This window comes from Clostridium pascui, assembly GCF_016908015.1.
Taxonomy (GTDB): Bacteria; Bacillota; Clostridia; order Clostridiales; family Clostridiaceae; genus Clostridium_AK; species Clostridium_AK pascui.
The window spans coordinates 51,479-67,716 of the sequence record NZ_JAFBDB010000002.1 but is presented as its reverse complement, the minus strand read 5'-3'; the positions used below and the strand labels follow the sequence as shown (position 1 = coordinate 67,716).

Below are 16,238 nucleotides of genomic sequence, written 5' to 3'. Positions count from 1 at the left end.
CTTTTCGTATCTTAATTGTGTAACTTTATATAATTATTTTCTTCTTCCAGCTAAAGCTAAAACTCTGTTCATTTCGTTTTTAACGATCATCATTCCTTCGTCAACACCCATACCTGGTTTAGCAAGAACCTGCTTAGCTCCACAAGCTATACCTATGTTAGTAGTAACTTCTGCGGATCTGTTAGTTTCGTTACAAGTTCCTCCACAGTATGCTCCCATACCGTTTGCTTTACAGTACATTATAGCATCAGCTATATTGTTAACTCCACCAAGGTCTGGAGTTTTGATCTGAACCATGTGTCCAGCTTTGTTATCAGTGAAGAATTTAACGTCTTCAACTGTGTTACACCATTCATCAGCAACTAATTCTACGGATAATCCTCTTCCGTCTAATTCTGCTCTTAAGTCTCTCATAGCTTCCATTTGTTTTTGTCTATCTTCAACGTCCATTGGTCCTTCGATTCTTAAGTGGAATGGGTTAGCAGCTTCTGCTAAAGTTTCGATGTAATCAGCCATAGCTTTTATATTAACATCGAATGCAGCACCAATTGTTCCATATACGTCGATGTGGAATATTGGAGCGTAGTCTTCTCTAACTCTTAATTTTATTATTCTGTCTCTTAACCATTTAACGTACTCAAGAAGCTTTTCTCCTTTAGCACCTAATTTTTCTTCAACGTGATTTATTAAAGCATGTGGTAATACATCTGCTTCTTTTATGATCATTTTATCAACGTTGTCATATCTATCATCACCAGATTGAGCAAATACTGCAACTGGTAGTAATTCTGCACCTGGGTTATATTCATTTCTTATAACTTCAGCCATAGTTAATTTTTGTGTTTTAGCTACTGCATCAAGTATAGCTTGAGATATACCGTATCTTATAGCAGTATGTAATCTATTGCCATTAACAGTCATTTTATCAAACTCTTCAGCCATTGCTTTAAAGCTTGTTATTTCTCTTCCAATTAATTTTGGAGCTATTTCTTTTTCTATAACAGGTATGAAATCTTGAGCTAAGAATAATGGATCTCTTCCGCCTGCTCCTGAATACTGAACAGCAGCACAATCTCCGTGTGAAACTTGACCATCTTCAAGAATAAACATAACAGAGATTGATTCACCTTTTTGTCTTACTTGAGTAAATCCTTCTGTTACAGTGTCTCCAGTGTAAGTAAAGCCATCATGTCCTGCTCCCTTTTTTATTGCTCTCTGGTCATCAAAGTAGAAACCAGTTAAACCTGGGGTACAGATTACGTCAACAATTTTCATAATATTCACCTGTCCTTTTTATTTTTTTATTATTTATATTTTATGCATTTTAATCCACATTCGCCGTTGATAGTCTCGCTATCAACAGCTAATGTGGTAATAAACAATATTAATAATATATCAGAAGAGATTAATTATATTAATTAAGGTCTTCCTATAAGTCTTCCTTTACCAACTGCAAATATATCGTCGATAACCATCTGGAAGCTTACATCTCTACCTTCAACTTTAGCTCTTTCCTGAAGTTTTTCTCTGTTGAAGTTCTTTATTTCTTCAGTAAATGGAATGTTACCAAATTCTAAGTATCTTACGCATCCTAAGTTATCTCTAACTGGCATCATCTTACCTGCATTGTATTTGCTTGGTCCGAATGGAATATCCATTACTCCAGTTTCAAATGCTTTAACAGTACCAACTGCTAAATCACCATTTCCAAGTTCAAACATTTTGTCAAGTATGCACTTAGTTTCAGCTTTGATAAGATTCATTTCTGCTTCTAATTCTTTTGACATTGGCATTCTCTGTCCTTCTAACATGTTTAATGCCATCTTTGTAGCTTTTATACCTGCAGCATTCGCTTCTTTAGTTGGGATACCAATAGCTTCGTGTGGAGTTTTAACTATTATTTTAGTCGCTCCTGCTAGTGCAGCTATTGTTGTAGCTGTAACTATAACACCAAATGCCTTGGATTCATCTTGTGGGAATCCACCCATCCACTGATGGAATACTGTAGTTACAAATACATCATTGTATCCATAAGCTTTTAAGTATTCATTTGTCTGCTCTTCTAATGATCTTAAAGCAGCTATATCTTGGATCATGTTTCCACACTCACCATATCCAACAGTTATGTTCTTAACTCCCTGCTCAGCAGCAAGTAAAGCTTCTGTAATTGCAACAGCATTGGACATTGATGGTGGAACTAAAGTTCCTGTTAATGGTCCAAATGGTTCTCTGTTTATGTGAACTCCTTGTTCTTCATAGAAACCAACAAGTCTATCACAGTACTGCCAATCTAATAATGTCTTTTCTATTGAAACAGATTTAGCATATGGTATGTTGTAAGAAATACCGCCACCTTCATTTGAAGTGTATCCACCTGCATGAGTTATTTCAGCAAGTAATCTTCCATCTGGTGTACCGTGTCTAGCCTGTAATGGTATATTTACTCCTTCTAGAACTTTTCTACAACCTGCAACTCCATGGTTAACAGCTGGGAATCCATTAAGTAATGATCTTCCTGCTTTTAAGCTTTCCTGTATACCAATTTCACATTCTTCATATCTATTTTGTCTAGTGTAAGCATCTATTGTGGATGGTAAGAAGTCTGCTCCACCTTCATTTTGTAAATGCTGTAATAAAGCTATGTGTTCATCTAGTAATGCAACACCTGCTCTTGGCTGAGCCATTGTTATTCCAGCTTCTTTTGCTCTAACTAATTTGTCAGCAAAATTCTTTTCTGTTGGCACTTTCTTTAAGTAATCCACAGCCTCTTGTAAATCTACGTCTTTACCAGTTGGCCACTGTTTTAAAACTTCTTCTCTTTCGCTAAAAAACTGTTCATCAGTCCATCTTTTATTTCTAAGTTCCACGAAAATTCCCTCCTATCAAACTTTAACTAAATATTTTTTCATTATTCTAATTGCTATATCAGGTTTTTTTTCTGCAAGTAATCCCATTGCAGAAAGTATATATGTTTTATCTAAATAAAAATCAGGATTTTCAGGTTTTAAGTGCGTTGGATCAGCCATATCAAACGCTCCTGCTTTTAATATACCTGCTGCATTTTTACTATGAACTAATACCCCTCCAGTACCTATCATGTATTTAGTCCTTAAAAGGTCTTTTCCTATTTGACTATATACAACACCCATAGGAGTATACATGCTTTCAATATATCCAACATGTCTTTCCATAGCTAAATCAGTGGCAACCATTCCCATGGCCTCATCAAACTTTATTTCTTCTTCAGTTTGAGGAACCATTCTTATGTTAGCTGACCTATGCCTACAAGAAGCTTCTACATCTATACTGTCATCGCAGAGATACTTTTGAACCTTACGAGTACCTGCTGCCTCCCAAAGAGAAACTGCGGAGTATCTCATACCTAAGTCTCCCTCTACTGTTCTCTTTGCAAAAGGTTCCTGTAACCCTCTTAATGTCACTCCTGGCTTAGTTGGTTCACCATCGCTGATAGAATGAATATCTGTAGTTGCACCACCAATATCTACTACCACAATGTCCCCTAATCCATCTTCCTTATCAGTTCCTTCAGCTAGAACTCTAGCTGCTTTTAAAACTGCTGCAGGAGTTGGCATTAATATCCCATTTATAAAGCCTTCAGCACTTTTCATGCCTTTTGCTTCTACTATTCTTTTCATAAATATCTGTCTTATTTCTTCTCTTGCAGGTTCTACATTTAATACATTAAGTTTAGGCATTACATTTTCAGTGATTCTATATAATATACCTGCTTTATCGAATATTTCAGCTATTTCATCACTAGCTACTTTATTTCCTGCTACAACCACTGGAAGTTTAATACCATGTTCTGCAATCATTTTGGCATTATGGATTATGCACTCTTTGTTGCCACCGTTAGTACCACCTGCTAAAAGTATTATATCTAAGTTAGAATTCTTTATTTCCTCCATTTCCCTGGAAGTCAAATCATAACTATATACATTTAATACTCTTGCTCCTGCACCTAAAGCTGCTCTTTTAGCCGCTTCAGCTGTAAGTTCTGGCACCAAACCTATAGCAATCATCTTTAAGCCCCCAGCTGCTGAAGAACATGCAAGCTTTTCAATAAAGTTTACTTCCTTACCCTCTAATTGAGACATAAGATTATCATAAGCTTTATTAAAGCCAATCATTATATCACTTTCTACAGTTGTAATATCCTTAGCTGTAGCTAGTATTTCTTCATTTTCTATATCAACAGCAGTTAACTTTGTATATGTGCTACCAAAATCCAATAATAAATAAGCATCCACCTTAATCAACTCCCAATCAATCGTAAGACTATATAGATAGCTTACTTAACTAATTATTTAATTCCTAGCGCTTCTTTTAAATCAGCTATGCTAGTTTCTGGTGATGTTCCTGGTGGGTAAACTCTATCAAATCCCATGTCTAAGAATCTCTGTTCAACATCTGGCCAGTTCTGCTTTCCAACAACTATGTTTCCACCAACGAATAAAGTTATTCCTTTAAGTCCTGCTTCATCACATTTCTGTCTTAATCCTTTGCAGTCAATTTCTCCCTGTCCATAAAGAGAGGAAACTAATATAGCATCTGCCTTAGTTTCTATTGCTGCATTTATAAAATCTTCCTGTGGTGATAAAACTCCTATGTTAATAACATTGAAGCCTGCTGCTGTAAATGAATGATCTAATATTTTGTTTCCTACAGCATGGCAATCTGAACCAATAACTCCAAGAACTATTGTCTTTTTCTCCATTTTCAAAACCTCCTAGAAAATTCTTATATATAAAATTATATATTGTAAGCTTATTAATAACTTATCTAAGGTATCTAATTTCAAGTATCTTAGACTTTAACGCTTTTACAGTACCTTCATCTAAGCTATATAAAAAATTAATTATTTGTTTATCATCCTTTATGAGATTCTTAACATCATTATATCTGCCTGGAGATGCAATCACTACATCTGATTTAGATATAATTTTGTTTAGCTGATCCTTATCAAAAGAGTTTGTATATTCTACACATATATTTCCTAAACCAGCACTCTCTAAAGCTCTTCTTACTTTAAATTTAAATTCTTCTGTAATACATACAAAAGCAAATTTAGTTCCAATTGAAAACCTTGCAATTGTTACAATGGTTTCCAAATTAGGAGCAATCGCTACTCCAAAAACCTTTTTATTATAGGCCTTTGTAAGCCTTATAACCTCATTAACATGATTAAAAGTTGTAATCACCATTTGTGATTTTTCTAACAGTTTCTCTGTTTGCTCTTGCATGGATTTTAAATCGTTTACTGTAATCGGCATAAAGTTTATAGATGTCTTCTCACTTAGCTGTTTAGCAAATATTTTAGCTTGCTCTATATTGCATTCTACATAAATACCGCTTATTTCAGTCATAAGTTTCTTTTTATCGTCTAACCTTTGATTAACCAATCCTAAAAACTCATCTGCATCTATTCCTGTCTCTATTGCTTCTTCAAAAGCCAAATCGATAAACTTACCTATTTTTTCTATTACATCCTCGTGCTTCCACAGCTTGACTTCTTCCTCAACAAAAGTTCCTTTTCCCTGATAGGATTTTAAAACTCCTTCTTGCTCCAATTCCCTGTAAGCCATACTGACAGTATTCCTGCTTACTTTCAAATCTTCAGACAACTGTCTTTCTGTTGGCATTTTATATCCTACTTTGAGAGTACCATCTTTTATTAAATTCATTATTTGCTTTTTAACTTGTATATATAGAGGTACTTTATCCCCTTTATTTATCGTGATTTCTATGATAATCACTCCCAAAGGTAATTTGACTAATGGACTAATCCATTAACCAAATTAATAATAACATAACCGATATCTAACATCAATATGTTTTTTAAAAAACATTAAATTTTTTTAAGTTTTTGTCTATTTATATACAATATAATCAGACTAGTTATTTTTATTAAAAATTTCACTATAATTTCAACCAAAAACCTAATGATTTTACATTAACTTGCATATGACTAATTTTAATATTTATATCATTTTTACGGTTACCATATAAATATTTATATATACTTATGAATCAGCTAATTTCTCAAAATATGATTGTATTGATAATGCAATTACTTTGGCTATTTTTTCTTGATATATATTAGTTTTAAGCTTAGATTCTTCTACTTCATTCGATAAAAAACCGCATTCAATTAATACCGCAGGTATTTCTCCCACATTTCTTAATACCCTGTATTCATCCTTAGCTGGTTTTTCTACTCTTTTATTTTGATTATCTATATAAGCTTTAAAATTACTTTGTATAATGTTAGCTAGTTTATTACTAGATTCGTTGTTAGCATACCAAACTTGTGCTCCATAATATTTTCTTTCAGGAAACATATTTAAATGTATACTCACAAAGACATCGCAGTTACTTTCCGTTATCATTTTAGATCTATTGCTAAGATCCTCTCTTTTCTTTTGTCTTACTGTCCCACTATCACTATATAATCCTTTATCTTCTTCCCTAGTCATTATCACTTTAAATCCTTGCTTTTCTAGCTCACTTTTTAATTTAGTACTTATATCTAAATTTATATACTTTTCTACGGTTCCTGTAGGTGATACAGCTCCTCCATCAATTCCTCCATGTCCTGGATCTAAAAGAATTATCCTTGAAGACTTTTCATTTGCTATTTCCTTTTCCGCCAATACACTGGGTATACATTTCCACACCATAATTGCTAATACTATTAAAGAAAAAAAACAAATTTTTTTGTGTTGTCTTAACAATACTTTTATTCCTCCTTTCTAATCCTATAATAGTTTTTACCTTATATATTTTTTTTATTATAAAAAGTTTTATGTAATTATTTCTAAAAAATAAAAAAAGAGAGGGGTTTCCTCTCTTTTGTGAAATATTATCTCTTTGAGAACTGTGGCGCTCTTCTTGCCTTTTTAAGACCGTATTTCTTTCTTTCCTTCATTCTTGGATCTCTTGTTAAGAATCCTTCTTGCTTTAATGCAGGCTTTAAGTTTTCATCAGCTTTTAATAAAGCTCTTGATATACCATGTCTTATAGCTCCTGCCTGACCAGTAAATCCACCACCATGAACGTTAACAATTACATCAAATTTTTCTTTAGTAGCTGTTAATACTAATGGTTGATTAACTATAACTCTTAATGTTTCTAATCCAAAGTAATTTTCTATATCTCTTTTATTAACTATAACTTTTCCTTCACCTGGTACTAATCTTACTCTTGCAACAGATTTCTTTCTTCTACCAGTTCCGATATACTGAACCTTTGCCATTTTAACTCCTCCTTCTATAAGCTCTACCAATTAGTATTTTAATTCAAGTACTTCTGGATTCTGAGCTTCATGATTATGTTCTGAACCTCTGTATACTTTTAATTTCTTAAGCATTTGTCTTCCAAGTACTCCCTTTGGAAGCATTCTTCTAACTGCTTCTTCAAATACAAATTCAGGTTTCTTAGCTAAAGCTTCTCTGTATGGAGTTTCCTTTAATCCACCTGGATATAGAGAATGGTGTCTTAACATCTTCTGATCTAATTTCTTTCCTGTTAAAACTACCTTTTCTGAATTAATTATTATAACGAAATCTCCTGTATCTACATGTGGTGTAAATACTGGCTTATTCTTACCTCTTAATATTGAAGCAACTTGGCTAGCAACTCTACCTAATGGTTTGCCAGCAGCATCAACTATATACCATTTTCTTTCAACTTGTTCTGGTTTTGCAACGTATGATTTCATCCTTTTCCCTCCTTGAACTAATAAACACTCAACTATATGCGTTCTATATAAAGACCCGGGGCTAGTGGATCTCTTATACTATTATGTTAAGATACAAACATTATTTATTATAATACAATGTACCTGGTGTGTCAATAATTTTTATACTAATAATAAAATACTTCATCTAGACATAACCCTGCTGCAGGCAGTGATCTTCCTGCCTTTCTTCTATCTCTAGATTCTAATATAACTTTAATATCTTTTGGTTCTTTTTTGTTAAGTCCTACTTCTAACAGAGTACCACTTATGATTCTAACCATATTATATAAAAATCCATCTCCAGCAACTTTGATTTCAATTAATTCATTATTTTTTATAACACTTAATTCTGTAATTGTTCTTACAGTAGATTGAACACTGCTCCCTAAATTTCTAAAGGATGCGAAATCATGTCGCCCAATAAGATATCTTGCAGCTTCGTTCATCTTATCTATATCTAATTCATCTTTAACATGATATGTAAAATCCCTTTTAATAGGAGATGGCCATGTTCTGCTTAATATGCTATATACATATCGCTTTCCTTTGCAGCTAAATCGTGCATGGAAATCTAAAGAAACTTCTTCGGACTCTAATATTATGATTTCAGGTGGAAGTATTCTATTAATTGCATAACTAAATTTTTCGCTTGGTATTTTGCTACTAGTAGTAAAATTACATACAAATCTTTTAGCATGCACTCCTGAATCCGTACGGCTACATCCTATAACCTCTACTTCTTCTTGAGTAACTTTAGCTATACATTCTTCTATTGTACCTTGTACAGTTCTAGCATTAGGTTGTCTTTGCCATCCATAAAAACTAGTTCCGTTATACTCGATAGTAAGTTTTATATTTTTGATCATATCCAAAATCTACTTCCTACGGATGTAGCTACTAATAACATAATAACTATACAAGCTACTACATCTCTTTGTGAAAATTTTAATTGCTTCATTCTAGTTCTACCTTCTCCACCTCTATAGCATCGTGCTTCCATTGCCATAGCTAGCTCATCTGCCCTTCTAAAAGAGCTTATGAATAACGGTACTAAAAGAGGAATAAGACTTTTTGCCCTTTGCATAATGTTACCAGATTCAAAATCTGCTCCCCTTGCCATCTGGGCCTTCATTATCTTATCCGTTTCATCCATTAAAGTAGGAATGAATCTTAAAGCTATAGTCATCATCATTGCTAACTCATGAGCCGGTAGCCCTATTTTTTTAAAAGGATTTAATAATTTTTCTATACCATCTGTGAGCTCTATTGGCGAAGTAGTAAGAGTAAGAAGTGAAGTTCCAATAATTAAAAATATTAGCCTTATAACCATAAATGCTGCCAATTTTAGCCCTTGCTCATATATAGTTATAAAATGCCATTTAAAAACAATCCTTCCTCCACTAGTCATAAATATATTTAATAAAGCAGTGATGAGTATTAATATAAATATAGGTTTGAGTCCCTTATATATGTATTTAAAGGGAACTTTTGATACTATTACTGCTACTCCAGTAAATAAGACTATAAAAGCATACCCTTTAAAATTGTTAACTATAAATAAATCAATTATATATATTAAAGATATCAGGATTTTTGTTCTCGGATCTAATTTATGAACAAAAGAATCACCTGGAATATATTGTCCTAAAGTAATATCTTTAATCATAGCTATTCTCCTAACAATAAAATTTAGTTTTTCTTCAAAGCCTTTAGGATCTCTGTTTTAGCTTGTTCTACGGTAAATACATCTTCAGATATGTCAAAGCCTTTTTCTCTTAATCTTTGTACTAAATAAGTTACTTGTGGAACTCCTAGCCCTACACTTTCTAAAGTATTTATTTCCTTAAATATTTTAGAAGGTGTCCCATTTAAGATACATTTTCCTTTATCCATCACTAGTATTCTAGTAGCCAATTTTGCTACATCCTCCATACTATGTGAAACTAATATAATAGTCATGTTATATTCATTATGGAGTTCCTTTATATTTCCTAATATATCATCTCTACCTTTTGGGTCAAGACCTGCTGTGGGTTCGTCTAATATAAGAACCTTAGGTTCCATAGCTACAACCCCTGCTATTGCAACTCTTCTTTTTTGACCTCCACTTAATTCAAATGGAGATTTATCTTTATAGGTTTCATAATCTAATCCAACTATATTCATTGCTCTTTTGACCCTTTTTACTACTTCTTCATCATTTAACCCTAAGTTTTTAGGACCAAATGCTATATCCTTTTCTATAGTTTCTTCAAATAATTGATACTCCGGGTATTGAAATACTAATCCAACTCTTTTCCTTATATCTGATAGCTTAACACCTTTAGCAGTAATATTCACATCATCTACAACTATATTTCCTGAGCTAGGCTTAAGTAACCCATTAATATGCTGTATAAGAGTAGATTTCCCAGAACCTGTATGCCCTATAAGGGCTATAAATTCTCCATTATTTATTTCTATAGAAACATTATCTAAAGCCACTTTTTCAAAGGGAGTCCCCTTCATATATATATGAGTCAAGTTTTCTATTTTAATTGGCATAACACATTCACCATCTCATCAATAGTTAGTATATCTGAATTAATATGTATTCCCTCTTTTTGAAGTTCATAAGCTAATTCCGTCACTTGAGGTACATCAAGGCCTGTTTTTTTCATAGTTTGTACTTTACTAAAAATCTCTCTAGGCGATCCTTCTTCAATTACCTTTCCTGAATCCATAACAATTATTCTGTCAGCTTCTACTGCTTCTTCCATATAGTGAGTAATAAGTATAATAGTAATGCCATATTTCTTATTTAGTTCTTTTATAGTCTTTACTACTTCTCTTCTTCCTGATGGATCTAACATAGCTGTAGGCTCATCAAAAATGATGCATTTTGGCATCATAGCTAACACTCCTGCAATAGCTATTCGCTGCTTTTGTCCACCAGATAATAAATGAGGTGCATGCTTTCTATATTCATACATGTTTACTCTTTTTAAAGAGTCATCTACTCTATTACGTATTTCAGTAGGATCTATCCCTAAATTTTCAGGTCCAAAGGCAACATCTTCTTCTACTATAGTAGCTACTATTTGATTATCAGGATTTTGAAATACCATTCCTGCTGCATTTCGTATGCTCCATATATCTTCTGCTACTGATGTATCTAAGTCATTTACATATACTTTTCCTTCTGTAGGAATTAAAAGTGCATTTAAATGTTTTGCCAAAGTAGACTTTCCAGAACCATTTCTGCCTAAAACTACTACAAATTCACCTCTAGTTATTTCTAAACTTACGTGATTCACAGCAATCTTAACTTTTTCCTCACCATGTTCCTCATACTTATACACTACGTCCCTACACTCAATCATTTTTGTTTTCATTTAAACACCTCGTAGTGATTAACAATATATTAAAACGGGGACTAAGCTATTTCCTTAATCCCCTAAGCTGTTATACTAATTCTAGTATAACAATTTCAGCTCCATCGCCTCTTCTTGGACCTACTTTATACATTCTAGTATATCCACCGTTTCTTTCAGCATATTTAGGAGCTATATTTTCAAATAAGTTTGTAACTACTGCTTCTTCTGTTATAAATGCAAGCGCCTGTCTTCTTGCATGAAGATCTCCTCTTTTTCCTAGAGTGATCATTTTTTCAGCTAAGTTTTTTGCTTCTTTTGCTCTAGTTTCTGTAGTTTCTATCTTTCCAGTTTTTAAGAAACTAGTAACTAGATTTCTAAGCATAGCTCTTCTTTGGTCAGTTGGACGACCTAATTTACGATATCCTGCCATCTCTATACCTCCTTACCTTTTACGCAAATTCTATATGTGAATTATTCCTCACTTTGTTTCAAACCTAAGCCTAAAGCTTCAAGCTTTTGTTCTACTTCTTCTAGAGATTTCTTACCTAGATTTCTAACTTTCATCATATCATCCATAGTTTTTTCTGTTAATTCTTGAACTGTATTAATTCCTGCTCTCTTTAAGCAATTATAACTTCTAACAGATAAATCTAATTCTTCAATAGTCATTTCTAAAACTTTTTCTTTTTTATCTTCTTCTTTTTCTACCATTATTTCTACGTTGTTTGCGTGATCTGTTAAAGTCATAAATAATTTAAAGTGTTCAATTAATATTTTAGAAGACAAGCTTACAGCTTCATCTGGCATAATCGTTCCATTAGTCCATAATTCAAGTGTTAACTTATCATAGTCAGTTATTTGACCTACTCTTGTATTTTCAACAGTAAAGTTAACTCTCTTTATAGGAGTATAAATTGAATCCACAGGAATAGTTCCTATAGGCATACCTTCTGCCTTGTTCTTGCTTTGAGTGACATATCCTCTACCTCTATTTACTATTAGCTCCATGTAAAGTCTTGCTTCATCATCAAGGGTAGCTATATGTAAATCTTTATTGATTATTTCTATATCACCATCTGCCTTAATATCTCCTGCTGTAACTTCGCCTGGTCCTTGTGCATCTATATATATAGTTCTAGGCCCATCACCATTCATTTTTAAAGCTAACATCTTTATGTTTAGTATTAACTCAGCTACATCCTCTTTTACTCCCTTAACAGTAGAAAACTCATGAAGGACATTTTCAATTTTTATGTGATTAACAGCTGCTCCAGGTAATGAAGAAAGTAATATTCTTCTTAAAGCATTTCCTAGGGTTGTTCCATAGCCTCTTTCTAGTGGCTCTATAACAAACTTGCCATATGAACCATCTTCAGCCATTTCTACACATTCTATTTTAGGCTTTTCTATTTCTAACATTTAGAACCCTCCTTTTTATTTATATAAATTGACGTTGAGGGCAACTGATTCTTTTAATTAAGTTAATTATTATTTGCTGTATAACTCAACTATTAATGTTTCGTTTACAGGAACATCTATATCAACTCTTGCTGGTTCGCTTATTACTTTACCTTCAAAGTTTTCTGGATTTCCAGATAACCAGTTTGGTAAAGTTTTTGGATTTTCAGCAAATACTTTGAAAGTTTCACTAGCTCTGCTCTTCTCACATACAGTTATAACATCATTTACAGCTACTTGGTAAGAAGGTATATCTACTTTCTTTCCATTTACTAAGAAATGTCCATGAGTTACTAACTGTCTTGCTTCTTTTCTTGAACTTCCGTAGCCTAATCTATAAACTACATTATCAAGTCTCATTTCAAGAAGCTTTAATAGGTTTTCACCTGTTATACCCTTTACTCTTTCAGCTCTATCATAATTCATTCTGAACTGTTTTTCTAATAACCCGTATATTCTCTTAGCTTTCTGCTTTTCTCTTAACTGTAATCCATAGTTAGAGATCTTCTTTCTATTCTGTCCATGTTGTCCAGGTGCGTATCCTCTTCTTGCGATAGCACATTTATCTGTATAACATCTATCTCCTTTAAGGAATAGCTTTAATCCTTCTCTTCTACAAAGTCTGCAAACTGCTCCAGTATATCTTGCCATTTAAAATTACACCTCCTATTACTATAATATTAGACTCTTCTTCTCTTTGGTGGTCTACAACCATTATGTGGTATTGGAGTAACATCTTTTATTAAAGTTACTTCAAGTCCAGCTGCCTGTAGTGATCTTATAGCCGCTTCCCTACCTGCTCCTGGTCCTTTAACTAAAACTTCTACACTCTTTAAACCGTGTTCCATAGCTGCTTTTGCTGCAGTTTCTGCTGCCATCTGAGCTGCAAATGGAGTACTCTTTCTTGAGCCTCTAAATCCTAAGCCTCCTGCACTTGACCAAGATAATGCATTTCCAACGGCATCAGTTATAGTAACTATAGAATTGTTGAAAGTTGATTGTATATGAGCACAACCATGTTCAACATTTTTTCTCTCTTTTCTTCTTCTTGTCTTTTTAACCTTTGATCCAGCTGCCATCTTTATCCCTCCTTATTTATTATTAGATCTTATTTCTTCTTTTTGCTCGCAACCATTTTCTTAGGACCTTTTCTAGTTCTAGCATTGGTCTTAGTTTTCTGACCTCTTACTGGAAGACCTTTTCTGTGTCTTATTCCTCTGTAAGATCCTATTTCCATTAATCTCTTTATATCAAGAGCGATATCTCTTCTTAAATCACCCTCAACTATTAAATTCTTATTTATATAGTCTCTTAATGAGTTTACTTCTTCTTCAGTTAAATCTCTAACTCTTGTGTCTGGATTTACTCCTGTTTCTTTAAGAATTTTATGAGCTGTTGGTAATCCAATTCCATAAATGTAGGTTATGCCTATTTCTATTCTTTTTTCCTTTGGTAGGTCAATACCTGCTATTCTTGCCATTAAAATTTACACCTCCTGAATATCTTCTTTATGAGTAATATGAATTTATTTATATCTAAAGTTTAGGCCATTAGAAAGACTAGCTTCTAACGTCAGCCGCACCTAAAACATTATTGACTTTAACTAACCCTGTTTTTGCTTATGTTTTGGGTTTTCACAGATAACCATAACTCTGCCTTTTCTTTTAATAACTTTACATTTTTCGCATATAGGTTTAACAGATGGTCTTACTTTCATAGCTAACCCTCCTTATTACTTTGCTCTCCAGGTTATTCTTCCACGTGTCAAATCATATGGAGATAACTCAACAGTTACTTTATCACCTGGTAAAATTTTAATAAAATTCATTCTTAGCTTTCCAGAAATATGTGCTAATATCTTATGACCACTTTCTAGTTCTACTTCAAACATTGCATTAGGTAAAGCTTCTAATACAGTACCCTGCATTTCAATTACATCTTCCTTTGACATAAGGTCTCAAACCTCCTTATTCATGTCGTGAGACTGCAAAAACTTTCTAATTAATGAATTATTAATTGTATTTCCTGATAGTATTAATTCTCTTATTTCCTGTGATAATATGTTGGTAAAAGATAAGTGTTTGATTTTCTTCTTTTTAGGATTTTCTATTAGTCTTAAGCTTCCATCTGAAATATATACATACTCTTCATTTAGCTTTGCAACAATCACAAAAAGCCTATCCTTATCTCTTCCAGCTTTAGAATACACTATCTTGCCAATGTGGTCGTTTTGTTCCAAATTATTCACCTCTACTGACCTAGTGTTAATATTTCCGGTCCATTTTCTAAGATAGCTACTGTATTTTCATAATGAGCAGATAAGCTATTATCACTTGTTCCTACTGTCCATTCATTATCTTCTACAAAAACTTGATATGCGCCTATATTTACCATCGGCTCTATGGCTAGCACCATACCCTTAGTCAATTTTGGTCCTCTTCCAGGTCTACCGAAGTTAGGAACTTCAGGAGCTTCATGCATATCTCTTCCTATACCATGACCAACATAGTCTCTAACAATAGAATATCCAAAACCTTCCACATACATTTGAATTGAGTGTGAAATATCTGTTAGTCTATTACCTACTATAGCCTTTTCTATGCCTTTGAAAAAACCTTCTCTAGTTACATTAATTAGTTGCTCTGCTTCCTTGGATATATTCCCTACAGCAAATGTTCTTGCCGCATCACCATGGTACCCATTAAGTATAGCTCCGCAATCTATGCTTATTATATCGCCTTCTTGAAGCACTCTATCTTTAGAAGGAATTCCATGTACTACTTCACTATTTACCGATGTACATATGGAAGCTGGGAATCCATGATACCCTTTAAAAGATGGCTTAGCGCCTCTTTTTGCAATAAATTCCTCAGCTATTTTATCCAAGTCTGCAGTAGTTATACCAGGCTTTATAACCTCTTGAAGTTTTGCTAGAGTGTCACCCACAACTTTACCTGCTTGCCTCATATATTCAATTTCCATATCATTTTTAATTAATATCATTTATTTTTCGCTCCCCAAAATATCAGAAATATTTTCAAATACTTCTTTTATTTCTCTTGTACCATCTATAGTAGATAACACTTCCTTATTACTATAGTACTGAATTAAAGGTTGCGTCTGCTTTGAATAAACGTCAAGTCTTTCTCTAACTGTTTCCTCTGAATCATCTTTTCTTTGAATTAGCTCACTTCCACAAACATCACACTTTCCTTCAATTTTTGAAGGATTGAACTTCACATGATAACTTGCTCCACATGAATTACAAACTCTTCTTCCAGTCATTCTCTCAAGTATATACTCATGAGGAACATCTATTAAAAGTGAAGAATTTATGCTTTGGTTATTTTCATGTAAAAATTCATCTAATGCTTCTGCTTGTGCAACTGTTCTTGGGAATCCATCTAGAAGAAATCCATTCTTACAATCATCTTGTTGTAATCTGTCTTTAACTAGATCTATAGTTAACTCATCTGGAACTAACTGACCCTTATCCATGTAACTTTTTGCCTTTACTCCTAGGGGCGTTTTTTCAGAAATATTCTTTCTAAAAATATCTCCTGTAGATATATGTGGTATGGAATACTTTTCACTTATTAATTTAGCCTGAGTCCCTTTTCCAGCTCCTGGAGGACCTAATAAAATTATATTCAACTAAACCA

At 33.2% G+C, this 16,238-nt stretch carries 22 protein-coding genes; all 22 read right to left on the bottom strand.

Annotated elements, in window-relative coordinates:
- Positions 1 to 33: 33 nt before the first annotated feature.
- The 22 genes from JOC70_RS05485 to JOC70_RS05380 all read right to left on the bottom strand — a co-directional run bounded on the left by JOC70_RS05485 (position 34) and on the right by JOC70_RS05380 (position 16,230).
- Complete coding sequence (locus tag JOC70_RS05485; RefSeq protein WP_035306529.1) at positions 34 to 1,275, bottom strand: methylaspartate ammonia-lyase; 1,242 nt, start codon at positions 1,273 to 1,275, stop codon at positions 34 to 36.
- A gap of 143 nt (positions 1,276 to 1,418) precedes the next feature.
- A complete protein-coding gene (locus JOC70_RS05480) occupies positions 1,419 to 2,867 on the bottom strand; it encodes a methylaspartate mutase subunit E (RefSeq protein ID WP_204597891.1) in 1,449 nt (482 codons plus the stop codon).
- A 15-nt stretch (positions 2,868 to 2,882) separates the two neighbouring features.
- The gene (glmL, locus tag JOC70_RS05475; RefSeq protein ID WP_204597890.1) at positions 2,883 to 4,271 is read right to left on the bottom strand and encodes a methylaspartate mutase accessory protein GlmL; all 1,389 of its coding nucleotides are present in this window, start codon (positions 4,269 to 4,271) and stop codon (positions 2,883 to 2,885) included.
- 53 nt (positions 4,272 to 4,324) lie between these two features.
- Positions 4,325 to 4,738 (bottom strand): methylaspartate mutase subunit S, encoded by a 414-nt coding sequence (gene mamA, locus JOC70_RS05470; RefSeq protein WP_035306523.1) that lies wholly within the window; start codon positions 4,736 to 4,738, stop codon positions 4,325 to 4,327.
- A gap of 61 nt (positions 4,739 to 4,799) precedes the next feature.
- Positions 4,800 to 5,777, bottom strand: coding sequence for a GntR family transcriptional regulator (locus JOC70_RS05465; RefSeq protein WP_204598487.1), 978 nt, complete (start codon positions 5,775 to 5,777; stop codon positions 4,800 to 4,802).
- 267 nt (positions 5,778 to 6,044) lie between these two features.
- Positions 6,045 to 6,701 carry an N-acetylmuramoyl-L-alanine amidase CwlD gene (cwlD, locus tag JOC70_RS05460; protein WP_204598486.1) on the bottom strand — a complete coding sequence of 219 codons (657 nt, stop codon included), beginning with the start codon at positions 6,699 to 6,701 and terminating at the stop codon, positions 6,045 to 6,047.
- A gap of 182 nt (positions 6,702 to 6,883) precedes the next feature.
- Positions 6,884 to 7,276, bottom strand: a complete 393-nt coding sequence (gene rpsI / locus JOC70_RS05455; protein ID WP_204597889.1) for a 30S ribosomal protein S9 — start codon at positions 7,274 to 7,276, stop codon at positions 6,884 to 6,886.
- Between the two features lie 30 nt (positions 7,277 to 7,306).
- Entirely contained in the window at positions 7,307 to 7,741 is a 435-nt protein-coding gene (gene rplM, locus JOC70_RS05450) for a 50S ribosomal protein L13 (protein ID WP_097027228.1), read from the bottom strand.
- Positions 7,742 to 7,887: 146 nt separating this feature from the next.
- Complete coding sequence (gene truA / locus JOC70_RS05445; RefSeq protein ID WP_204598485.1) at positions 7,888 to 8,625, bottom strand: tRNA pseudouridine(38-40) synthase TruA; 738 nt, start codon at positions 8,623 to 8,625, stop codon at positions 7,888 to 7,890.
- On the bottom strand, positions 8,625 to 9,428 hold the full coding sequence (locus JOC70_RS05440) for an energy-coupling factor transporter transmembrane component T family protein (protein WP_204597888.1): 804 nt from the start codon (positions 9,426 to 9,428) through the stop codon (positions 8,625 to 8,627). The genes truA and JOC70_RS05440 overlap by 1 nt, the downstream gene beginning before the upstream one ends.
- 23 nt (positions 9,429 to 9,451) lie before the next feature.
- The gene (locus JOC70_RS05435; RefSeq protein ID WP_204597887.1) at positions 9,452 to 10,306 is read right to left on the bottom strand and encodes an energy-coupling factor transporter ATPase; all 855 of its coding nucleotides are present in this window, start codon (positions 10,304 to 10,306) and stop codon (positions 9,452 to 9,454) included.
- A complete protein-coding gene (locus JOC70_RS05430; RefSeq protein ID WP_204597886.1) occupies positions 10,291 to 11,136 on the bottom strand; it encodes an energy-coupling factor transporter ATPase in 846 nt (281 codons plus the stop codon). Before JOC70_RS05430 ends, JOC70_RS05435 begins: the two co-directional genes overlap by 16 nt.
- A gap of 70 nt (positions 11,137 to 11,206) precedes the next feature.
- Complete coding sequence (rplQ, locus tag JOC70_RS05425) at positions 11,207 to 11,548, bottom strand: 50S ribosomal protein L17 (RefSeq protein WP_204597885.1); 342 nt, start codon at positions 11,546 to 11,548, stop codon at positions 11,207 to 11,209.
- Positions 11,549 to 11,589: 41 nt separating this feature from the next.
- The gene (locus JOC70_RS05420) at positions 11,590 to 12,537 is read right to left on the bottom strand and encodes a DNA-directed RNA polymerase subunit alpha (protein WP_204597884.1); all 948 of its coding nucleotides are present in this window, start codon (positions 12,535 to 12,537) and stop codon (positions 11,590 to 11,592) included.
- A 69-nt stretch (positions 12,538 to 12,606) separates the two neighbouring features.
- Positions 12,607 to 13,227, bottom strand: a complete 621-nt coding sequence (gene rpsD / locus JOC70_RS05415) for a 30S ribosomal protein S4 (RefSeq protein ID WP_204597883.1) — start codon at positions 13,225 to 13,227, stop codon at positions 12,607 to 12,609.
- Positions 13,228 to 13,256: 29 nt separating this feature from the next.
- Positions 13,257 to 13,655 carry a 30S ribosomal protein S11 gene (gene rpsK, locus JOC70_RS05410; RefSeq protein WP_035306494.1) on the bottom strand — a complete coding sequence of 133 codons (399 nt, stop codon included), beginning with the start codon at positions 13,653 to 13,655 and terminating at the stop codon, positions 13,257 to 13,259.
- Between the two features lie 29 nt (positions 13,656 to 13,684).
- The gene (rpsM, locus tag JOC70_RS05405; protein ID WP_204597882.1) at positions 13,685 to 14,056 is read right to left on the bottom strand and encodes a 30S ribosomal protein S13; all 372 of its coding nucleotides are present in this window, start codon (positions 14,054 to 14,056) and stop codon (positions 13,685 to 13,687) included.
- Between the two features lie 123 nt (positions 14,057 to 14,179).
- Entirely contained in the window at positions 14,180 to 14,293 is a 114-nt protein-coding gene (rpmJ, locus tag JOC70_RS05400; RefSeq protein WP_003373491.1) for a 50S ribosomal protein L36, read from the bottom strand.
- Positions 14,294 to 14,308: 15 nt separating this feature from the next.
- Positions 14,309 to 14,527 (bottom strand): translation initiation factor IF-1, encoded by a 219-nt coding sequence (gene infA / locus JOC70_RS05395; protein ID WP_035306489.1) that lies wholly within the window; start codon positions 14,525 to 14,527, stop codon positions 14,309 to 14,311.
- Between the two features lie 6 nt (positions 14,528 to 14,533).
- Positions 14,534 to 14,815, bottom strand: a complete 282-nt coding sequence (locus JOC70_RS05390) for a KOW domain-containing RNA-binding protein (protein WP_204597881.1) — start codon at positions 14,813 to 14,815, stop codon at positions 14,534 to 14,536.
- A gap of 11 nt (positions 14,816 to 14,826) precedes the next feature.
- Positions 14,827 to 15,579 carry a type I methionyl aminopeptidase gene (gene map / locus JOC70_RS05385; RefSeq protein ID WP_204597880.1) on the bottom strand — a complete coding sequence of 251 codons (753 nt, stop codon included), beginning with the start codon at positions 15,577 to 15,579 and terminating at the stop codon, positions 14,827 to 14,829.
- Complete coding sequence (locus JOC70_RS05380; protein WP_204597879.1) at positions 15,580 to 16,230, bottom strand: adenylate kinase; 651 nt, start codon at positions 16,228 to 16,230, stop codon at positions 15,580 to 15,582. It abuts the gene before it with no gap.
- Between the last annotated feature and the right edge of the window lie 8 nt (positions 16,231 to 16,238).